The 20,289-nt window shown below is 45.8% G+C and carries 18 protein-coding genes and 1 pseudogene; 16 read left to right on the forward strand and 3 right to left on the reverse strand.

The genetic code is table 11. The features are described 5' to 3' along the window. Nucleotides 1–101: 101 nt before the first annotated feature. From KI350_RS03565 to KI350_RS03580, 4 genes are all read left to right on the forward strand, one after another. Complete coding sequence (locus KI350_RS03565) at nucleotides 102–1,442, forward strand: polysaccharide biosynthesis protein (protein ID WP_212930434.1); 1,341 nt, start codon at nucleotides 102–104, stop codon at nucleotides 1,440–1,442. Nucleotides 1,443–1,505: 63 nt separating this feature from the next. After that, complete coding sequence (gene stoA / locus KI350_RS03570) at nucleotides 1,506–1,997, forward strand: endospore biogenesis thiol-disulfide oxidoreductase StoA (RefSeq protein WP_165426856.1); 492 nt, start codon at nucleotides 1,506–1,508, stop codon at nucleotides 1,995–1,997. Nucleotides 1,998–2,253: 256 nt separating this feature from the next. Further along, on the forward strand, nucleotides 2,254–4,161 hold the full coding sequence (locus KI350_RS03575) for a heavy metal translocating P-type ATPase (RefSeq protein ID WP_212930435.1): 1,908 nt from the start codon (nucleotides 2,254–2,256) through the stop codon (nucleotides 4,159–4,161). A gap of 158 nt (nucleotides 4,162–4,319) precedes the next feature. Beyond that, entirely contained in the window at nucleotides 4,320–5,414 is a 1,095-nt protein-coding gene (locus KI350_RS03580) for a M24 family metallopeptidase (RefSeq protein ID WP_025811354.1), read from the forward strand. Between the two features lie 70 nt (nucleotides 5,415–5,484). Here the strand turns inward: KI350_RS03580 and KI350_RS23180 are convergent, their stop codons facing one another. After that, entirely contained in the window at nucleotides 5,485–5,619 is a 135-nt protein-coding gene (locus tag KI350_RS23180; protein WP_261379687.1) for a hypothetical protein, read from the reverse strand. A 480-nt stretch (nucleotides 5,620–6,099) separates the two neighbouring features. Here KI350_RS23180 and KI350_RS03585 point away from each other — a divergent pair, with 480 nt between their 5' ends. The 8 genes from KI350_RS03585 (at nucleotide 6,100) to splB (ending at nucleotide 14,852) form a co-directional block, all read left to right on the forward strand. Continuing rightward, entirely contained in the window at nucleotides 6,100–6,825 is a 726-nt protein-coding gene (locus tag KI350_RS03585; protein WP_212930436.1) for an NPP1 family protein, read from the forward strand. A gap of 211 nt (nucleotides 6,826–7,036) precedes the next feature. Next, entirely contained in the window at nucleotides 7,037–8,008 is a 972-nt protein-coding gene (locus tag KI350_RS03590) for a LacI family DNA-binding transcriptional regulator (protein WP_075213212.1), read from the forward strand. Between the two features lie 137 nt (nucleotides 8,009–8,145). Further along, a complete protein-coding gene (gene glcT / locus KI350_RS03595; protein ID WP_003181243.1) occupies nucleotides 8,146–8,991 on the forward strand; it encodes a glucose PTS transporter transcription antiterminator GlcT in 846 nt (281 codons plus the stop codon). Between the two features lie 223 nt (nucleotides 8,992–9,214). Continuing rightward, entirely contained in the window at nucleotides 9,215–11,311 is a 2,097-nt protein-coding gene (gene ptsG / locus KI350_RS03600) for a glucose-specific PTS transporter subunit IIBC (RefSeq protein WP_020451176.1), read from the forward strand. A gap of 100 nt (nucleotides 11,312–11,411) precedes the next feature. Continuing rightward, on the forward strand, nucleotides 11,412–11,678 hold the full coding sequence (locus KI350_RS03605) for a phosphocarrier protein HPr (RefSeq protein ID WP_003181247.1): 267 nt from the start codon (nucleotides 11,412–11,414) through the stop codon (nucleotides 11,676–11,678). Beyond that, nucleotides 11,678–13,396, forward strand: a complete 1,719-nt coding sequence (gene ptsP / locus KI350_RS03610) for a phosphoenolpyruvate--protein phosphotransferase (protein ID WP_025811358.1) — start codon at nucleotides 11,678–11,680, stop codon at nucleotides 13,394–13,396. Before KI350_RS03605 ends, ptsP begins: the two co-directional genes overlap by 1 nt. A 120-nt stretch (nucleotides 13,397–13,516) precedes the next feature. Next, a complete protein-coding gene (locus tag KI350_RS03615; RefSeq protein ID WP_025808421.1) occupies nucleotides 13,517–13,750 on the forward strand; it encodes a transcriptional regulator SplA domain-containing protein in 234 nt (77 codons plus the stop codon). A gap of 73 nt (nucleotides 13,751–13,823) precedes the next feature. Beyond that, on the forward strand, nucleotides 13,824–14,852 hold the full coding sequence (gene splB / locus KI350_RS03620; RefSeq protein ID WP_025811359.1) for a spore photoproduct lyase: 1,029 nt from the start codon (nucleotides 13,824–13,826) through the stop codon (nucleotides 14,850–14,852). A 7-nt stretch (nucleotides 14,853–14,859) separates the two neighbouring features. On the opposite strand, the gene KI350_RS03625 is transcribed toward splB, so the two are convergent. After that, nucleotides 14,860–15,552, reverse strand: a complete 693-nt coding sequence (locus KI350_RS03625; protein ID WP_025811360.1) for a GNAT family N-acetyltransferase — start codon at nucleotides 15,550–15,552, stop codon at nucleotides 14,860–14,862. Nucleotides 15,553–15,773: 221 nt separating this feature from the next. On the opposite strand from KI350_RS03625, the pseudogene KI350_RS23355 reads away from it, so the two are divergent. From KI350_RS23355 to KI350_RS03640, 4 genes and pseudogenes are all read left to right on the forward strand, one after another. Continuing rightward, nucleotides 15,774–16,697 (forward strand): annotated as a pseudogene (locus KI350_RS23355) (HAMP domain-containing protein); the annotation flags it as partial. A 15-nt stretch (nucleotides 16,698–16,712) separates the two neighbouring features. Further along, nucleotides 16,713–17,639, forward strand: coding sequence for a methyl-accepting chemotaxis protein (locus tag KI350_RS23360; RefSeq protein WP_374706232.1), 927 nt, complete (start codon nucleotides 16,713–16,715; stop codon nucleotides 17,637–17,639). 107 nt (nucleotides 17,640–17,746) lie between these two features. Then, a complete protein-coding gene (locus tag KI350_RS03635) occupies nucleotides 17,747–18,532 on the forward strand; it encodes an SDR family oxidoreductase (RefSeq protein WP_065644026.1) in 786 nt (261 codons plus the stop codon). Nucleotides 18,533–18,545: 13 nt separating this feature from the next. Continuing rightward, nucleotides 18,546–19,418: an NAD(P)-dependent oxidoreductase gene (locus KI350_RS03640; protein ID WP_065644027.1), complete on the forward strand. Its 873-nt coding sequence runs from the start codon at nucleotides 18,546–18,548 to the stop codon at nucleotides 19,416–19,418. 44 nt (nucleotides 19,419–19,462) lie between these two features. Here KI350_RS03640 and KI350_RS03645 read toward each other — a convergent pair whose 3' ends face one another. Beyond that, the gene (locus KI350_RS03645; protein WP_020451183.1) at nucleotides 19,463–20,224 is read right to left on the reverse strand and encodes a CAP domain-containing protein; all 762 of its coding nucleotides are present in this window, start codon (nucleotides 20,222–20,224) and stop codon (nucleotides 19,463–19,465) included. Nucleotides 20,225–20,289: the final 65 nt, after the last annotated feature.

A 20,289-nucleotide genomic window follows, 5' to 3' on the forward strand; every position in this document is an offset into this window, starting at 1 on the left:
GTTTTTGATCCTTTATGAAAATCAATTTTCAATGAAAAAGAAAATAATTTTTAGACTTGTCTCATATGATGGGATAAACCCGTGAGACAAGGAGAGACCTCATGAACCGTTTTGTAAAAGGAATCGTTCTTCTTTCGCTAGCTGCTTTTTTTGCAGAATGTCTTGAATTCGTCATCAACATGATTCTTGCGCGGGAGCTTGGCGAGCATGGCATGGGGCTCTACATGAGTGTTTTGCCTTCCATTTTTTTAGTTGTGGTGATTGCGAGCCTTGAGCTGCCTGTATCGATATCGAAGTTTATCGCCGAGTCCAGCCCGAAGCTGCACGAAAGCATGCTGAAACATGCATTGCGGATGACTGCGGTCTGCACGGTTTTTTCCACGGCAGCTGCAGTGATCATTCTTCCATTTATTCCGGTTTTTGATTCTTACCACCCTCTGATCAGAGGACTTGTGATCGGGATGATCCCTACGGTTGCATTTACGTCGATCGCGAGAGGCTACTTCATGGGCGTTCAGCAAATGGGTAAAATCGCAACGGCTAATGCCCTGAAAAAAATCTTTCAGCTCATCGGCTTGTTTTTATTTTTTCAATGGTATTCCTTTGAATTGGATACTTCTCTTCTGATCTCATTGTTTGTCCTCGTTGCAAGTGAAGTGGTCGTGTTTGTTTATTTGTTTTCGCAGTTTGTTTTGGTCAGGCGCGCCGCTCAAAAAGGGCAGCAGATCCACTTGCGGAGAAACGATGTTTTAAAACGCCTGCTCACTGTTTCGATCCCGACGACGGGGCTGCGCGTTTTTCACGCTGTGACAAACGCCGTTGAACCTTTTTTGGTGAAGGGAACGCTGCTTGCCGCTGGCGTATCGAGAACATCGGCCATCGACCAGTTCGGCATGCTTTCGGGGGTGGCGATGACAATCGGCTTTTTTCCGGCTTTTATCGCCCATTCACTGATGATCGTCATGATCCCGAGCATTTCCGAAAGCTACGCTTACGGACAATACGAAAGAGTGATCAAACGGATTAAACAGGCGATCTTCATCACGCTGTTTTACGGCATACCGTCCGTTATGGTGATGTATCACTTTGCAGAGCCGCTGACCCACTTATTTTTCGATTCGGTCAAGGCGTCGTTTTACCTAAAAATGCTGTGGCCGTACTTTTTATTCCACTTTTTTGCGATGCCGTTTCAGGCCTGTTTAATCGGAATGGGATTGGCCAAAGATGCCTTTTATCATAACGTATGGGCCAGTGTCTTGTCGTTTTTGATGATGTATGTTCTCGGATCTATGCAGACATTGCAGATGACGGGGATCATCCTTGCGATGAATACCGGGATGATTTTGCTGACGGCGCTGCATTATGTGACGATGTGCAAAGAGCTGGGCGTCACGCTTTTGTTGACAAACAAATCCCGCTCTCCGAGAATCGAAAGCCGCTGATTGACCCTCTTCATAGTTTTGGTTTTTGCGGGGAAGCTAATACTAAAAAGAAGGGGAGTTCATATGCGAAGAATCAGTCTTATTTACCCGCTCATCCTGGTGCTTTTTTTCGGAGCCTTCTTATTTCAGCCGCAGGCCTCTGCAAAATATGCTTCTCCGGCAGTCATGCAGATGAACACGGTGGAGGGTCAGCGCGTCGTCATTCCCGCCGAAGGCCAAAAGACGATCGTTCATTTTTGGACGACCTGGTGTCCGCCGTGCCGTGAAGAGCTTCCGCGATTCCAATCCTACTATGAAAGCAAGCAATCCGGCATAAAGCTCGTAACCGTGAATTTGCTGAATGCCGAAAAAAACGAACAGAAGGTGAAACAGTTTATTAAAGCAAACAAGCTGACATTTCCGATCGTTTTTGACAAAAAGGGCGAAATGATGAAAGCCTACAATGTCATGACGATTCCAACGACATTTTTCTTTAACGAAAAAGGAGAGCTGGAGAAATCGGTTGTCGGACCCATTACTGTGGAACAAATGAAAGAATGGGCAGGGAAAAGCTGAGCCGGGAGTTCAGCTTTTTTTTTGGAATGTAAATGATAATTAATATCATGAAGAAATTATAATAATTATTATTTGAAAACGTAGAAAGCCGTGCTATAATGAGAAATAGAAAAGGGTGTGTTCAATGGACAAGAAGCAGTCATACCCTTTATATAAATAAAATACTTCATGTTTATGCTGCCGATGAGGCGGCAATTTGTTTTTTAAGAAGGAAATTGACGATGAATTACATTCTCAATTAGGGAGGATATTGGAGATGCAATTAGAGATCGGGAAACAATCGCAGCAGAACCGTCACACGTTTCACTTTGAAAATTGGAGGCAGCACGGGGAATTGATTGCTGCGCTTTTGTCGGGTTTGTTGATTCTTGCAGGCTGGCTGTTGTCCGGCAATGACACATTGTCCGTTGTTCTGTTTATTTTAGCTTTTTGTATCGGCGGCTTTGCCAAAGCGAAAGAAGGTATACAAGAAACGCTGGCGGAAAAAACGCTGAATGTTGAACTCCTGATGATTTTTGCGGCGGTCGGGTCTGCGCTGATCGGCTACTGGGCTGAAGGGGCCGTGTTAATTTTTATCTTTTCTCTCAGCGGAGCGCTTGAAACGTATACATTAAATAAAAGCAAACGCGATTTGACATCGCTGATGAAATTGGAGCCGGAGGAAGCCGTTTTACTTGAAGAAGAAGGAACAAGAACCGTGGCGGCAGCCGATCTTCAAGCGGGTGACCTCATTCTTGTTAAACCAGGGGAACGCATTGCGGCAGACGGGGAGATCGAATCGGGAAAAACGAGTATCGACGAATCGGCACTAACGGGCGAATCAATCCCCGCGGAAAAAACCCTCGGAGACGCGGTTTTTGCGGGGACAGTCAATTTGAGCGGATCGCTCACCGTCCGAGTCACAAAGACAAATGAAGATTCGTTGTTCAAAAAGATCATTCGGCTCGTTGAGTCTGCGCAAAACAGCGTTTCGCCGTCACAGGCGTTCATTGAGCGATTTGAAAATATTTACGTTAAAGGGGTTTTGCTTGCTGTCGGACTGCTGCTCTTTCTGCCGCATTTTCTGCTTGGCTGGAGCTGGAGCGAGACATTTTACAGAGCGATGGTGTTCATGGTCGTCGCTTCGCCGTGTGCCCTTGTCGCTTCGATCATGCCTGCCGCGCTGTCCTTGATCTCGAATGGCGCAAGAAACGGCCTGCTTGTCAAAGGCAGCGTCTTCCTTGAAAAGCTCGGAAACAGCAAAATTGTTGCATTGGATAAAACGGGAACGATTACGAACGGAAAGCCCGGCGTGGAGGATATGCTTTTAGCTGCTGATATCGAGGAGCGCGAATGCTTGGAGGCTGCTGCTGCGATTGAGAAGCAGTCAGGTCATCCGCTTGCCAAAGCGATTGTCGAGTATGCAGAAGCAAAAGGTATCGAGCCTCCCGCGAATGTGTCGATCGAGGAGACGTCAGGGTTTGGCGTTCAGGCTCGATATAATGGAGAGACATGGCTGATCGGCAAAGCCGGATTTGTCGGGGAAGAGGCAGCCGGGCAATTTCTCACGGCGGCTGTTCAGGAGCTTGCCAAGCAGGGAAAAACAATTGTGTTCGTGAAAAAAGGCGAAAAAATCGCGGGGTGTTTTGCATTAAAAGACCAAATCAGACCGGAAGCTAAAGCGGTGATTGAAGAGCTGAACGCGCTTGGTGTTCAGACGGCGATGCTGACCGGGGATCAGCCTGAAACCGCAGCGGCCATCGCACGAGAAGCGGGCTTGAAAATCGTCGTTTCAGAATGTCTTCCTGACAGAAAAGTAGAGGAAGCGCAAAAGCTGAAAAAAACATACGGAACAATCGTGATGGTGGGAGACGGAATCAATGATGCACCGGCCCTTGCCGCCGCTGATGTGGGGATCGCAATGGGGGGAGGCACAGATGTCGCACTGGAAACAGCTGATGTCGTTTTAATGAAAAACGAATTGACAGGACTGACCAAAATGATCCGGCTCTCCCGGAAAATGAATACGATCATTAAACAAAACGTGATGTTCTCTCTTGGTGTGATCTGTCTTTTAATCTGCAGCAACTTCCTGCAAATTCTTGATCTGCCGCTCGGTGTCATCGGCCATGAAGGCAGCACGCTGCTTGTTATTTTAAACGGCCTCAGGCTGCTGAAATCCTAAACAAAAAAACGGCTGCACGTTAACGGCAGCCGTTTTTCACATCAGAACGCTTCATACATAAGCGGTGAGCAAGAGACGGGAAAAACTGATACAATGGATGTGATGCTTTTACATGTTAAATGTATGGTATGGAAACTGTCTCAAGGAGTGAAAAGAGCATGGAAAGAATTGAACAAATCTCTTCCTGGCTGAAAGAAAAAAACATATCTTCGGCTTTTATTCATTCAAAAGAAAACGTGTTTTATCTTACAGGCTTTTATACAGAACCGCACGAACGGCTGATGGGCGTTTTTATTTTTCAAGATGAAGAGCCGTTTTTTGTTTGTCCGCAAATGGAGGCCGGTCAGGCGAGAGCAGCAGGCTGGACGTATGAGATCGTCGGATACGGGGATCATCAAAACCCTTGGGAACTCATATCCTCAGCGCTTCAAAAGCGAAACGGCCAATGTTCAAAAGTGGCGGTTGAAAAAGAAACGCTTGCTCTGTCGCGAGCCGAAATGCTGCAGGCGGTCACAAACGGTGCGGAGCTTGTCTCTGCAGAAGAAAGGCTGAACCAAATCCGCGTCATCAAAGACGAAAAAGAAATCAGCATCCTCCGTGAAGCGGCCAAGCTTGCCGACTACGGGGTCGAAGCAGGAGCCGCCGCATTAAAAGAAGGGATAGCGGAAATCGATGTGGTCGCTAAAATCGAGTATGAGCTGAAGAAAAAAGGAGTCCAGGGGATGTCATTTTCCACAATGGTCCTTTTCGGAGAAAAGTCAGGACAGCCGCACGGAAACCCGGGCAGCCGCACGCTTAAGCCGGGCGATTTCGTCCTCTTTGATTTAGGCGTAATCATTAACGGATACTGCTCTGATATTACAAGAACGCTCGTGTATCAAAATGTGAGTGAAAAACAAAAAGAAATATATGATACGGTGCTTCAGGCCGAAACGGAGGCGCTTAAGATGAGCAAACCCGGTGTCAGAATCGGCGACCTTGATTTAAAAGCGCGCGGTATCATCGAAAAAGCGGGCTATGGCGATTACTTTCCTCACCGTCTCGGGCACGGGCTCGGGATTTCGCCTCATGAATACCCGTCGATGAGCCATAACAATGACGAGCTTTTAAAACAAGGTATGGTATACACGATTGAACCCGGCATCTATGTGCCGGAAATCGGAGGGGTGCGCATCGAGGATGATGTACTTGTCACTGCCGATGGAGCAGAAGCGCTGACAAAGTATCCAAAAGAGCTGACTGTCATTTCATAAAAAACGGAACCCGCGCCCGCGCGCGGGTTCTTTTTTATGCTGACGTGAATCGTTTGTCTTATTACCCGCGTCAATCCTTTGAAATGAAAAAATCGTCAAAGGAACGGAATGGTTTGACCTCGTGTTTTTCTTTAAGCGGTTTCATTGCTGCTTTTGAAGACAGTACGATAATGATACATAAGAGAATCAGAATGAAGATACCCATTTTTCTTCCCCTTTCTGGAATGAAAACGTGTTCAGCACCGGTGCTGCCTTCATTCTAAATTATGAAACGCTTTCCATAGCAAGCCCTAAATCAATAAAGAAAAACCTGATGTCAGGGATTTCAGGAATTTTGCCGGGCCGCTTCATATGATTGACGCTGAAAAAGTCCTGTGATGATCGTTTGATGAATGAATCTATAGCGTCTTTTTGTTTTTATTATGGTGATTTAGATTGATCAAAAGATAATCGGATTGCATCGTTATTCTCTCGTGAAAAATTTGTATACTAAGCTCAGAAGAAGGGAGGGATTAAATGGGGAAAACGCTGATGAATTAAATCTGCCGCAGACCATATCTTTTCATCTCTCATCGAGATATTTCAGTCCCCGCAATGATTGCGGAATCATCCCCTCAACAAATAAGCATTAAAAACTTTTTTAATGATTTGACGTCCATTACCTATGAAAGGAAGCTAGCAAAGAGTGAAAACATTAGGATATGTACTGTTTTTGTCGATGTTTGCTTTTGTCAGTATCGTACCAGCAGCTGACGCGAAAGTGATTGATCATGACAAAGTGCAAGGCTTCAGTGAAGTAACCCCTGTGACGGTTTCTCAAAAAGCGGCCAAACGTTTTCAGCCTTATTTAAAGGTCGCAAGCGGCTGCGTGCCTTTTCCCGCAGTTGACGCACAAGGCAATACAAGCGGAGGCCTGGAGCCTACCGGAGCGCCCGAAGGACACTGCAGCAAAAGCGTGGGACAAGTGTACTCCCGCTCTGCATGGTACAATGGAGTATGGGCGATTATGTACGCATGGTATTTTCCTAAAGATTCACCTCTGCCTTTTAAAGCATTCGGCCATCGACATGACTGGGAAGGAATCGTCGTATGGATCGATAACCCGGCAAATCAAAATCCAAAAGTGTTTTCCATCGCTTATTCTCAGCACGGTAAATTTCAAAAAACAGCTCCAAACAACAAGATCATGGAAGGTGATCATCCGAAAATCCGCTATGATGCTCCTCAAGCACCGATTAACCACAGTTTATATGTGGACAGCGCAAAGGGCGGAACCCAGCCTCTCATCGGATGGGAAGATTTGACGCCTGCCGCAAGAAACGCATTGAACACGACGGATTTCGGAAGCGCAAACGTTCCTTTCAATGATCACAATTTCATGAATAACCTTGGAAAAGCATGGTTTAGATAAAAATATTTCGTGTATCGGCTGATTGTGAAATATTTTCATATCAGCCGGTTTTTTTCTCCGTACATCTTCTTCACTGTTTTCTTCATATTTATAGAACCCCGAAAAAAATTCCGAAAACGATCAAAATCCACGTCTCCAAGCGATATAATTTCTTTATGACGCGAAATGATCCGGCATGTATGAAAAGATTTGAAAGAAAGAAGGGAAACGAATGGCAAATATCAGGGAAATAGCTGAAGCCGCAGGGGTTTCCATCACGACTGTTTCAAGGGTTCTCAACGGCCACCCGTATGTCAAAGAAGAAAAACGTCAAAAAGTTCTTGAGACGATTGAACGGCTCGAATATGCAAGGAATATGCATGCCGTTCATTTATCCAAAGGCTTTTCAAATATGATCGGTGTTGTGCTGCCGACCATCGGCCTCCCTTATTTCGGCGAGCTGCTGGAAGGAATCGCTGAAGAAGCTGCAAAGGAAGGCGTTCACTTTTCGCTTTATCAAACAAATTATCAATTGGAAAAAGAAATTTTTGCATTGGAGCAGCTGAAACAAAGACAGGTGGACGGCCTGATTTTCTGTTCAAAAGCGATGTCTGATGAAGCGCTTTTGGACTGGCATGAGACCGGTCCGTTCATTCTGTGCCAGGACTCAAGCGAACAGTATTTTTCAACGGTCAGCATTCCGCACAAAGATGCTTTCCGGTTAGGACTGGATTTTTTGATTGAAAAGGGGCACACAAAAATCGCCATTGGTTTGGCAAGGAAAAATGGCATGAACAGCCATTTTCGCCTCGAGGCATACAAGGAAGCTTTGGCCGCGATCGGGGAGCCTTACCGGGAAGAATGGGTATTCGAGCGGTCGCTGACGATAACCGACGGGCAAAAGCTGTTCTCTGAATGGAGAGAGATGGAGGAGAAGCCGACAGCTGTTTTTATCGCCAACGACCAAGTAACAGCCGGTATGTTTCTTGAAGCGCAGCGTCATCAGGTGGATATTCCCGGAAGCCTCGCCATTTTAAGCTGTGACAACCAGCCAATCAGTGAAGTGCTGGGCATTTCAACGATCAAAATTAATATAAAGGAAATGGGGAAGCATGCGTTTCGCCTTTTGCGAAAAAGAATCGGCGGTGCCGGCCCGGAAAAACAGACCGTTCCATACAAGCTGATCAAAAGGGCGACTGTGTAATGTAATCAAAACATCAATCATTTTCCAGACAGTGATCAAATTTCGACATTTTTCATCAAAAAGGTCAAAATAAATTGACGCGCTTTCATGAGTTTTGTACGATATGAGAGATTGATGACAAAAAGGAGCTGAGGATCGTGAACAGATCCTTTACCGTTGAAAAGGTACTCAACAACAACGTTTTAATCGCTCTCCATGATGATTACAGAGAAGTTGTCTTGATTGGCAAAGGAATCGGTTTTGGCAAAAAGCGCGGAGATCTTATCGAACATGAGAACTATGAAAAAATGTTTATCCTGGAAAATGATAAGGAACAATCGCAGTATAAGAAGCTCCTCACTTATGTCGATGAAAAAATGGTTGATATCGCCAATGATGTTATCTACCATATCGCGCAAAAAATCGGCCAGCCGCTGAACGAACACATTCATGTCGCGTTGACGGACCATATCGCATTTGCGGTTAAGCGCTTAGAAAAGGGATTTGATATGAAGAATCCGTTTTTGCTTGAGACGGAATCGCTTTATCCGAAGGAATACGAAGTCGCCAAAGAAGCCGTCGATATGATAAATGAAAAATCAGACATTCAGCTGCCTGAAGGCGAAATCGGGTTTATCGCACTTCATATCCACAGTGCGATGACGAACCGCCCGCTTTCTGAAGTCAATCAGCATTCCCAACTGATCTCCAGGCTTGTCCAGGTCATCGAGGATTCGTTCCAGATGCAGGTCAACAGGGAAAGTGTGAACTATTTGCGGCTGATCAGGCACTTGCGCTTTACGATCGACAGGATTAAACGGGACGAGCCGATTCAGGAGCCGGAAAAATTAATGTTATTGTTGAAAACGGAATATCCGCTGTGTTACAATACTGCTTGGAAGATGATCAAGATCTTGCAGCAAGCGCTCAAGAAACCGGTTCATGAGGCAGAAGCCGTTTATTTGACATTGCATTTGTACCGTTTAACTAATAAAATTTCATAACGCCTTTATAACGTGTTACTGATTCGATCAGGCATGAGTGAAAAAAGGGAAGAAATGAAGACGCTGTCTTTTGTTTCTTAGTGTACCCGCTTTCACCCATGCCTTTTTTGTCGTTCTAAAGGCGAAATGTAAACGGTTTATTTGGATGAAAAAGCAGTCTTTTGAACGAAGTTGTCATGAATTTTTGCTGTAAGGTCAAACTATCCTTAGAGGGGGTTAAAACATGTTTAAATCGCTATTTGGCGTTCTGCAAAAAATTGGACGGGCGCTGATGCTTCCTGTTGCGATCCTGCCGGCTGCAGGGATTCTGCTCGCGCTTGGTAATGCCATGCAAAATCCGCAGATGACAAAAGTCGCACCATTCTTAACGAACAGCACCGTTCAGCTTGTTGCGAAAGTGATGGAAAGTTCAGGTGACGTCGTGTTCACCAACTTGGCGCTCCTTTTCGCAGTCGGGGTTGCCATCGGTTTGGCTAACGGCGACGGTGTTGCCGGAATCGCCGCTATTATCGGATATCTTGTTATGAATGTCACGATGAGTGCAGTGCTTCTTCAAAACGGTTCGATTCCAAGCGACGCAGTTGAAAGAGCACAGTTCTTTACTCAAAACCATCCGGAATACACGACAATGCTCGGCATACCGACATTGGCAACGGGGGTATTCGGGGGTATTATTGTCGGTGTCCTGGCCGCTGCCATGTACAACCGATTCTACACAATCGAGCTTCCGCAGTATTTAGGATTCTTTGCCGGAAAGCGCTTTGTTCCGATCATTACATCGATTTGTGCATTGCTGCTGGGACTCGTCATGCTGTTTATCTGGCCGCCGATCCAAGGCGCGCTGAACAGCTTTTCGACAAACTTGCTTGCAGCAAATGAAGCGGTCGCAGCTCTCATTTTCGGAATGATTGAGCGGGCCCTCATCCCGTTCGGTCTGCACCATATTTTCTACTCGCCGTTCTGGTACGAGTTCTTCAGCTATACGAATCAGGCGGGAGAAATTGTCCGCGGTGACCAAAGAATTTTCATGGCGCAAATCAAAGACGGCGTCGATTTGACAGCGGGTACATTTATGACCGGTAAGTATCCGTTCATGATGTTCGGTCTTCCTGCGGCAGCGCTCGCTATTTATCATGAGGCAAAACCGCAGAACAAAAAGCTTGTTGCCGGTATTATGGGTTCAGCAGCATTGACATCATTCTTAACAGGGATCACTGAGCCGATCGAATTCTCATTCTTGTTCGTCGCTCCGATTCTGTTTGCGATTCACTGTGTGTTTGCCGGCCTGTCATTCATGATGATGGACATTTTAAATGTTAAGATCGGGATGACATTCTCCGGCGGTTTGATCGACTACTTCCTGTTCGGAATTCTGCCGAACCGTACAGCTTGGTGGCTTGTCATTCCTGTCGGTTTAGTCCTGGCTGTCGTCTACTACTTCGGATTCAGATTTGCCATCCGCAAGTTCAACTTGAAAACGCCTGGACGCGAAGATGCAGCTGCAGAATCCGCTGATGAAGGCAAAGAAGCAGCAGGAGATCTTCCTTATCAAATTCTAGAGGCGATGGGTGACCAAGAAAACATCAAACACCTTGACGCTTGTATCACAAGACTTCGCGTCACAGTCAACGATCAGAAGAAAGTTGACAAAGAGCGCTTGAAAAAACTCGGCGCATCCGGCGTGCTGGAAGTCGGCAATAACATCCAAGCGATTTTCGGACCAAGATCCGACAATTTAAAATCGCAAATGCAAGACATTATGTCAGGCCGCACGCCGCGTCCTGAAAAAGCACCAAACGCTGCCGAGGAAGTAGAGCAGCAAATCGAAGAAGTCATGGTCGAGCCTCTTCAAAATGAATCAGGTGAAGAAGTATTCGTTTCACCGCTTGCTGGTGAGCTTCATCCGATTACAGATGTTCCGGATCAAGTATTCTCCGGAAAAATGATGGGCGACGGATTCGCGATTCTTCCTGCAGAAGGCACAGTTGTGTCACCTGTAAGAGGGAAAGTGCTGAACGTGTTCCCGACAAAGCATGCGATCGGTCTGCAGTCTGACGGCGGCAGAGAAATTCTGATCCACTTTGGAATCGATACGGTCAGCCTGAAAGGTGAAGGCTTCACTGCATTTGTTTCTGAAGGTGACCGGGTTGAGCCGGGCCAGAAACTGCTTGAAGTCGACATTGAAAAAGTGAAGGACAGCGTACCTTCCCTGATGACGCCGATCGTGTTCACGAACCTTCAAGAAGGCGAAAGCGTGAGCTTAAAGGCAGAAGGCAATGTCAGCCTGACACAGGACGACATCGTCCGCGTTGAAAAATAAATTCACAAAATGGCCGTACTTGTCAGATGACATGTACGGCTGTATGATATAATATTGTGAATGTACTAAAAGCTTTAAATTAAAAGGAGATTGATAAAAAATGGCACAAAAAACGTTTAAAGTAACTGCAGATTCTGGAATCCACGCTCGTCCAGCGACTGTTCTTGTACAAACAGCAAGCAAATATGATGCAGATATCAATTTGGAATATAACGGAAAAACCGTCAACCTTAAATCAATTATGGGTGTTATGTCACTAGGTATTGCCAAAGGTGCTGAAATTACGATTTCTGCTTCCGGCGCTGATGAAAATGATGCTCTTTCCGCACTTGAAGAAACAATGAAAAGCGAAGGTTTAGGCGAATAATGCTTGAACTAAAAGGAATAGGCGCTTCCGCCGGTATTGCGATCGCAAAAGCATATCGGCTGGAGGAGCCTGATCTAACGGTTGAAAAGAAAAACATCTCTGATTCTGATGCGGAAGTAAATCGTTTTGAAGACGCCATCGAGCGTTCTAAAAAAGAGCTTGAAATCATTAAAAACCATGCATTGAAAGAGCTTGGAGAAGATAAAGCGGAAATCTTTTCTGCACATTTGTTAGTATTAAGCGATCCGGAACTGTTAAACCCGATTAAAGACAAAATCAAATCGGACTCCGTCAACGCGGAATTCGCTTTAAAAGAAACGGCCGACATGTTCGTCACAATGTTCGAGTCGATGGATAACGAATATATGAAAGAACGCGCCGCAGACATCCGCGATGTCACCAAGCGTGTCACAGGGCATCTTCTCGGCGTTGAAATTCCGAACCCGAGCCTGATTTCGGAAGAGGTCATCATCGTGGCCGAAGACTTGACACCGTCTGATACAGCGCAATTAAACCGCAACTTTGTTAAAGGGTTTACAACAGATATCGGCGGACGGACGTCCCACTCAGCCATCATGGCGCGCTCGCTTGAAATTCCGGCCGTTGTCGGCACAAAAACGGCAACGAAAGGCATTCAAAACGGCGTAACAGTGATCGTTGACGGCATCAATGGCGATGTCATCGTTGATCCTTCCCAGGAAACAATCAGCGAATACGAAGAAAAGCATCAAGCCTTCCTGGCACAAAAAGCCGAATGGGCGAAGCTCGTCAATGAACCGACTGTCACGAATGACGGCCATCATGTGGAACTTGCCGCTAATATCGGTACACCTGATGATGTAAAAGGCGTTCTGGAAAATGGAGGGGAAGCAGTCGGCCTTTACCGAACTGAATTCCTTTACATGGGCAGAGACCAGCTTCCGACTGAAGAGGAGCAATTTGATGCCTATAAAACCGTTCTTGAGCGTATGGAAGGCAAATCAGTTGTCGTTCGTACTCTTGATATCGGCGGAGACAAAGAGCTTCCATATTTAGAACTGCCAAAAGAAATGAATCCTTTCTTAGGATACAGAGCGATCCGTCTTTGCCTTGATGAGCAAGAGATTTTCAGAACGCAGCTTCGTGCGCTGCTTCGGGCAAGTACATATGGAAACTTAAAAATTATGTTCCCGATGATCGCGACTGTAAACGAATTTAAAGAAGCGAAAGCGATTCTTTTAGAAGAAAAAGAAAAGCTGAAAGCTGAAGGTCAACAAGTTTCCGACGACATTGAAGTCGGTATGATGGTTGAAATCCCTTCAACAGCGGTGATCGCTGATCAATTCGCTAAAGAAGTCGATTTCTTCAGCATCGGAACGAATGACTTGATTCAATATACGATGGCTGCTGATCGGATGAATGAGCGGGTATCTTACCTTTACCAGCCGTACAATCCTGCGATTCTCCGCCTGATCACGCTTGTCATTGAAGCGGCTCATAAAGAAGGAAAATGGGTCGGCATGTGCGGCGAAATGGCGGGAGATGAAATTGCGATCCCGATCCTGCTCGGTCTTGGACTGGACGAGTTCTCAATGAGCGCGACGTCAATCCTGCCGGCAAGAACGCAAATCAGCAAGCTTTCTAAAAAAGAGACGGAATCGTTCAAAGAGCAAATTCTGTCCATGAGCACAACAGAAGAGGTTGTCCAATTCGTAAAAGAAACCTTCAATATGGCATAAGCGCTTGAAAATCCGGACCGGCATAACCAATGCCCGTCCGGGTTTTTTTGTTGATCTGAATGATCTCGGCTGCGGCGGAAATAATACATGTGACCAATTGTTAGAAAGGGGGATTTTGATATGCCCAGGCAGCCATTCAAACCGGGTGATGAGGTTTATGTCATTTACCGGAATCCGCATGCCGCCAATGTCGCGCATATAAAGGAAGCTGAAGTCGTTGATCACCCGCTTCACGAAGGTGAACTGGCATTGTTTATGTATGATACATATCACGCCTTTGCCGAAGATGATGCCGTTTTTTCTTCATATGAAGAGGCGGAACGGCTTTACCGTGAATTATTTGACGGGATATGAAGATATTACCGGTATATCGCATCCTCTAAATGTAAAAAGTAACGGAAATAAGCAAAGGATGTGTCTGTTTTCAATGGTAAAACCGTTTGTTCCCCAGCTCGTCTATATTGAACCGAGAGCGCTGGAATACCCGCTGGGAAAAGAGCTGAGAGATAAATTTTCAAACATGGGGCTTGAGATCAGGGAAACGACTTCACACAACCAGGTAAGGAATATCCCGGGGGAAGGCCACCTGCAAAAATACAGAAATGCGAAATCCACTTTGGTCATCGGCGTCAGAAAAACATTGAAATTCGATTCGTCAAAACCGTCCGCAGAATATGCGATTCCGTTTGCAACAGGGTGTATGGGTCACTGCCATTACTGCTACCTGCAGACGACAATGGGCAGCAAGCCGTATATCAGAACATACGTCAATGTGGAGGAAATACTTGATCAGGCGGATCAATATATGAAAGAACGCGCTCCCGAAGATACGCGGTTTGAAGCTTCTTGCACATCTGATATCGTCGGAATTGACCATTTGACACACACATTAAAACGTGCAATTGAGTATTTCGGTCAATCCGAGCACGGAAAACTGCGTTTCGTGACAAAATTCCATCATGTCGACCATTTGCTTGATGCCAAGCATAACGGAAAAACGCGTTTCCGCTTCAGCGTGAATGCCGATTATGTTATCAAAAGTTTTGAACCGGGCACATCCCCGTTGGACAAACGGATCGAAGCCGCCGTGAAAGTAGCGGAGGCGGGCTATCCGCTCGGTTTTATCATCGCTCCGATTTATATTCATGACGGCTGGCAGGAAGGCTACAGAGTGCTTCTCGAAAAGCTCGATCGTGCGCTGCCGCAGCATGCGAGGCGCGACATTACCTTTGAAATGATCCAGCATAGATTCACGAAGCCGGCAAAAAGAGTCATTGAAAAAAACTATCCAAAGACAAAGCTCGAACTGGATGAAGAAAAACGGCGCTATAAATGGGGCAGATACGGGATTGGCAAATATATATACCAGAAAGATGAAGAAGCAGAGCTTCGCAGCGCCCTTGAAACGTATATTGATAACTATTTTCCCGAAGCAAAAATCGAATATTTCACATAACAGAGCTTTAATCGGAAAAGCTCTGTTTTTTGTTTTGAGACGTTAGAAAAGGGTTTTTCCACTCCATTAAGACCGCATAATCAAGCGATTCCTCATCTTCAATGTAGCCGGGAATCACGCAAACCGGCGATCGGCCGCACTGGAGCAGGAATGAGAGCACGGGATCGCGCTTTTCCCCGTCCAATACAGCTTGAACATACTGTTCGGGCGTCATTTCTTCAGCCGACTTGTGATAATGGGGAATCCGCCCGCCGCCAATGAGCCGCTTGAGCCCTTTAAAGACCGTCAGTTCATACATGGATTGCATCAGCCGCTTTCCGATGCCGAGTTTTCGATAGTGCGGGGATACTGAAATATCGACGACATAAAGGGAGTTTCCATCGTTTTGATGTGTGCCGATATACCCGTTGTCCGTCACTTCGTCCCAGCTGTGGTGCGGATGATGCGGATCAAAATCAGTCATGAGCGCTGTCATCGAACCGATGATTCGGCCTTCGGAAACCGCGCAAAGCGCACCATCGGGAAATCGTTCAATATGGGAATAGAGCTGCTTTTCATTCCATAAAAGGTCTTCCGGAAACGGAGGCGGAAAGCATTCTCTTTGAAGTGCAATCAAATCGGGAATATCTTTTTTGCTGTAGTTGCGGATGTCCACCTGCTGATAAGAAGTGCCGTTATCGACGTAAAACTGTTTATAGATCGCCCATCACTCCTTTTGATATTTCCTTCATTATATCGTTATTTTAGCAGGCTATCTTAATTTTGCGAAATTTTGGCCGATAAAAAGAATATGAAGGTGCATGTAAAGGAGGGTTTCATTTGTTTAAAAAACTGCATGTCAAAATTGCCGGATTTGTTGCCATCCTGCTGATTTTGACCGTTATCGTCCTACAGTTTTCCACAACATATTTGTTGAAATCAATGCTTGAAGATGAAGCAAAAGAATCGACGTCCAGCCTCCTCGGTTCAATTAAAAGAAATATTGAGCTTCAATTAGAAAACTACGAGATTTCTTTGAATCGTATAAGTGATGGAGAATTGGCTCACTCATTCTTAAAAGACGGTGATAATAAAATTATAGAAATCGTCAATGATGAATTAAAACAATTAAAAGAAAAAAATGAGTATGTCAATTTAGCTTATATCGGCACAAAGAAGAAGGAAATGTTTACATTTCCGAAAACGACCTTTGATGATGATTATAATCCGGCTGAAAGGCCATGGTATATGTCAGCTGCAAAAACACCCGACAAAGTCGTTTGGACGGAACCTTACAAAGATGCGGTTTCCGGAGATATGACAGTTACTGCGGCAAAAGCCATCGTCGTCAATAATCAAGTTGAAGGCGTTGTCAGTATAGACTTGTCATTGAATTCATTAAACAAAATCATCGAAAATCAAAAGATGCCATATGACGGCTACGCATTTATTATGGACCAAAACGGGACAATGCTCGCCCACCCGTCAAAACAAGGTGACGATATATCGAAAGACAAAACATATCGGGATATCCCGTCATCCAAAGACGGAATCAAAGTAGGCAAAGATACGGTGATCGCTTATCAAACCGTCGGCGGTACGGGCTGGAAAGTCGGTACGCAATTCGACACGGCGAAGCTGATGTGGGTCGCACAGGAAATGAACAAAATCGTCATCATCGTTTCAATCATTGCTTTGGCAGCGGCGATCATTTTAAGCTATTTCCTTGCCAAAACGATCACAGGCCCGATTAAGCAGCTAATTGCCAAAACAAAAGCAGTTGCGGGCGGTGATTTGACGGTCCAAACAGCCGCTGCCTCAAAAGACGAAATCGGCATATTGACAAAAGACTTCAATAAGATGGTCGAACACATGAAAGAAATGATTGTGCAAGTCAGATCATCGTCTGGAAAAGTATCGGATACAACCGATCAATTAAGCGCTGTTTCAGAAGAAACAGTTTCTGCGAGCGATGAGATCGCCAAAGCAATCGAAGAGGTGGCGACAGGCGCGACAGAACAAGCGGCAGAGGTCGAAAATGTAAATGAACAATCCGAACGGCTGTCTGTCAAAATTAAAGAAATTGAACATCATGCCGACAGCATCAAGAAGCTTTCGAGAACATCAGAGGATGCAAGCTATACAGGAATCGATGCTCTCGGGCAGCTGCTTGCAAAATCAAATGAAGCCAACTCGGAGACGAAGAAAGTGGAACATATGCTTTTGCAGCTTGAAGAAAAAACGAAAAACATCGAAGACGTTGTTACAGCCATCTCGGCGATCTCTGATCAAACAAACCTGCTTGCTCTGAACGCCAGCATTGAAGCAGCCCGTGCCGGCGAAAGCGGACGCGGTTTTGCGGTAGTTGCAGAAGAGGTGAGAAAGCTTGCCGAACAATCGGCGGTCTCTTCACAGCATATTAGCGAAACGGTTAAGCAGATTCAGCTGGAAACGAAAGAAGCCGTTTCAGCGATGACGGAAGCAAGCAAGATGAATGAAGAGCAAAATGGAATGATTCACGAGACAGGAGAAGCACTCAGCAAAATTACTGCAGAAATGCAGGCGCTCGTCAACTCAATTGACCACATTTACTCTGAAATCTCGGATATGAGCGGAGAGCAGCAAAAAATGACCGATTCGATCCAGAGCATTTCAGCTATTTCCCAGCAGTCAGCAGCGGCTGCGGAAGAGGTCAGCGCTTCGACGAACGAGCAGCTGACAGCGCTGGAAAGCATCGCAAAATCCGCTGAAGCGCTGAGCGAAGCCAACCAAGAATTATTAAATGCAATCAATAAGTTTAATGTGTAATAAAGAAGTCCCTCTTGTTGAAAGAGGGACTTCCCCTTTTTCAACGCTCACAATCCCAATTTTCAGAATATACGTGTTACACTATAAGTATGAAGGGAGTGATGATTGTGGACTTAAAGATGAATGGCAAAACGGCGCTTGTGGCAGCAAGCAGCAAAGGACTCGGCAATGCAATCGCAAAAGCCCTTGCGAAAGAAGGGGCAAATGTCATGCTGTCCGGGAGGCACGAAGCGGACTTGAAAAAAGTTGAGGAAGAGCTGAGCGGACTCGGCAGCGGAGCCATCTCTTATCAAGTATGCGATCTTGCAGACGCCGACGGGATCAAAGCGCTCGTTCAAAAGACCGCTGACACATTTGGAACGATCGATATGCTTGTCAACAATGTCGGAGGACCGAAGGGCGGCAGCCTGCTGGATCTGACAGACGCTGACTGGACTTCGTCATTTGAATTGCATCTGCTCAGCTATGTCCGTTTAATCCGCGAAGCTTTTCCATATCTAAAAAAGGATGGAGGACGCATCGTTAATATCGCTTCATCATCAGTCAAGCAACCGATTCCGGGGCTGCTGCTTTCCAATACGTTTCGAATGGGAATCGTCGGTCTGACAAAATCCATTGCTGAAGAGTTGGCCGAACATCGCATTTTGATCAACACGCTCGCCCCGGGAAGAATCGCGACAGACCGCGTGGCAGAGCTTGACCAGCTGAAAGCCGAGAAAACGGGCCTTTCCGAGCAGCGGGTGAAGGAAAGCTATGAGAAAGAGATTCCGCTCGGCTCCTACGGAAAACCTGACGACTTTGCACAGTATGCAAGCTTTCTTTTATCAGAATGCAATACATATATGACTGGACAGACACTGCTGATAGACGGCGGAATGGTAAAAGCAATTTAAGGGGGATGACATCATGAAAAAAACAATCGGATTTATCGGACTCGGTGTAATGGGAAACAGCATGGCCTCGCATATTTTGGCTGCAGGCTATCCCGTCAGCGCCTATACGAGAACAAAACAGAAAGCGGACAGCCTCGTGGAAAAAGGGGCGGAATGGAAATCATCCGTCAAAGCACTGGCGCAGTCGTCTGATGTGATCATCACAATGGTCGGCTACCCAAAAGACGTTGAAGAAGTTTACTTTGGAAGCGAAGGCATTATTGAAAATGCCAAAACAGGTTCTTACCTTATCGATATGACGACTTCCAAGCCTTCTCTCGCCAAACAAATCGAGGCTGCTGCAAAAGAGAGAGGACTTTACGCTTTGGATGCTCCGGTTTCAGGCGGGGACGTCGGCGCGAAAAACGGCACGCTCGCCATCATGGTCGGAGGAGAACGGAAAGCCTATGATGAATGTTACCCGATCTTTTCGATCATGGGTGAAAACATCCAATATCAGGGACCGGCCGGAAGCGGGCAGCATACGAAAATGTGCAACCAGATTGCGATTGCTGCAGGTATGATCGGCGTCGCAGAAGCGATGGCTTACGCCAAAAAATCCGGACTCGATCCCGACAATGTGTTAAAAAGCATTACGACCGGCGCTGCGGGAAGCTGGTCTCTCTCAAATCTCGCGCCTAGAATGCTGAAAGGCGACTTTGAACCGGGCTTTTACGTCAAACACTTTGTTAAAGACATGGGCATCGCGCTAGAAGAAGCGGAGTTGATGGGCGAGAAAATGCCGGGGCTTGAGCTTGCGAAAAGCCTTTACGACACCCTTGTGGAAAAAGGCGAAGAAAACAGCGGCACCCAAAGTGTGTACAAGCTTTGGACAGAATATAAATAACGAAAAAAACCACTTGCTCAATGCAAGTGGTTTTTTGCTGGTTCTTATTTTCCGATGAACTGCTGAGTCCAGTAGTTGCCGTCTTTCACATATCCAACACCGATATGCGTGAAGTTAGGATTCATAATGTTTTTTCTGTGACCTTCACTGTTCATCCAAGCTTTGACAACTTCCTGAGGCGTTTTTTGGCCTTTCGCGATGTTTTCTCCGGCAGTGCGGTATGTGATGCCGAATTTCTTCATCATGTCAAATGGAGAACCGTAAGTCGGGCTGTTGTGATCAAAGTAATTGTTATCTTTCATATCTTGAGATTTCGTGCGGGCAACCTTGCTCAGTTTTTCATCCAAAGTAAGAGGTTTTAGCCCTTGTTTCTTTCTTTCCGCATTCGTCAGCTCAACAACTTCTTTTTCATACGCGCTTACAGAAGAAGATGAAGGCGCTGTATTTTGCTTTTGCTGTGAAGTCTGCTCTTTTGAAGCCGCAGGCTTTGAAGCTTCCTGTTTTTGAGTCTGCGTGCTTTCAGGCTTCGAAGCTTTAGGTGCAGAAGACTTCGGTGCAGAAGCTTTAGGCTGTTGAGTGGCTTGTTTCTTATAAGAATGAAGCAGGGACTGAATTTTTTCCTGGTCAGCTTTAGAAAGCTGGTTCATGTTTTGGATATTCAGTTTACCCGCGAGATCAGTTACATTTATGGAATGAACGGTTTTGACTTGTACTTGCTGCTGCTCTTTAGCGTCTGCGTGTTGAACGCCGCTGAATGTGAAGAGCGTTGCTGCAGCTGCTGCTGATAAAAGAAAAGCTTTTTTCATAAACAGTAATCCTCCTAAATGTTATAGTTGTTGTTGTTTCGTACACTAGAATCATAACACGGCTT

The sequence above is a fragment of the Bacillus sp. J41TS8 genome, from assembly GCF_018333035.1.
GTDB lineage: Bacteria > Bacillota > Bacilli > Bacillales > Bacillaceae > Bacillus > Bacillus paralicheniformis.

Coding starts and splice junctions, on each gene's coding strand:
- ptsG (WP_020451176.1), top strand. CDS start 9,215: ATGTTTAAATCGCTATTTGGCGTTCTGCAAAAAATTGGACGGGCGCTG.
- stoA (WP_165426856.1), top strand. CDS start 1,506: ATGCGAAGAATCAGTCTTATTTACCCGCTCATCCTGGTGCTTTTTTTC.
- KI350_RS03615 (WP_025808421.1), top strand. CDS start 13,517: ATGCCCAGGCAGCCATTCAAACCGGGTGATGAGGTTTATGTCATTTAC.
- KI350_RS03605 (WP_003181247.1), top strand. CDS start 11,412: ATGGCACAAAAAACGTTTAAAGTAACTGCAGATTCTGGAATCCACGCT.
- splB (WP_025811359.1), top strand. CDS start 13,824: ATGGTAAAACCGTTTGTTCCCCAGCTCGTCTATATTGAACCGAGAGCG.
- KI350_RS23360 (WP_374706232.1), top strand. CDS start 16,713: ATGATTGTGCAAGTCAGATCATCGTCTGGAAAAGTATCGGATACAACC.
- ptsP (WP_025811358.1), top strand. CDS start 11,678: ATGCTTGAACTAAAAGGAATAGGCGCTTCCGCCGGTATTGCGATCGCA.
- KI350_RS03640 (WP_065644027.1), top strand. CDS start 18,546: ATGAAAAAAACAATCGGATTTATCGGACTCGGTGTAATGGGAAACAGC.
- KI350_RS03575 (WP_212930435.1), top strand. CDS start 2,254: ATGCAATTAGAGATCGGGAAACAATCGCAGCAGAACCGTCACACGTTT.
- KI350_RS03590 (WP_075213212.1), top strand. CDS start 7,037: ATGGCAAATATCAGGGAAATAGCTGAAGCCGCAGGGGTTTCCATCACG.
- KI350_RS03565 (WP_212930434.1), top strand. CDS start 102: ATGAACCGTTTTGTAAAAGGAATCGTTCTTCTTTCGCTAGCTGCTTTT.
- KI350_RS03580 (WP_025811354.1), top strand. CDS start 4,320: ATGGAAAGAATTGAACAAATCTCTTCCTGGCTGAAAGAAAAAAACATA.
- KI350_RS03645 (WP_020451183.1), bottom strand. CDS start 20,224: ATGAAAAAAGCTTTTCTTTTATCAGCAGCAGCTGCAGCAACGCTCTTC.
- KI350_RS23180 (WP_261379687.1), bottom strand. CDS start 5,619: ATGGGTATCTTCATTCTGATTCTCTTATGTATCATTATCGTACTGTCT.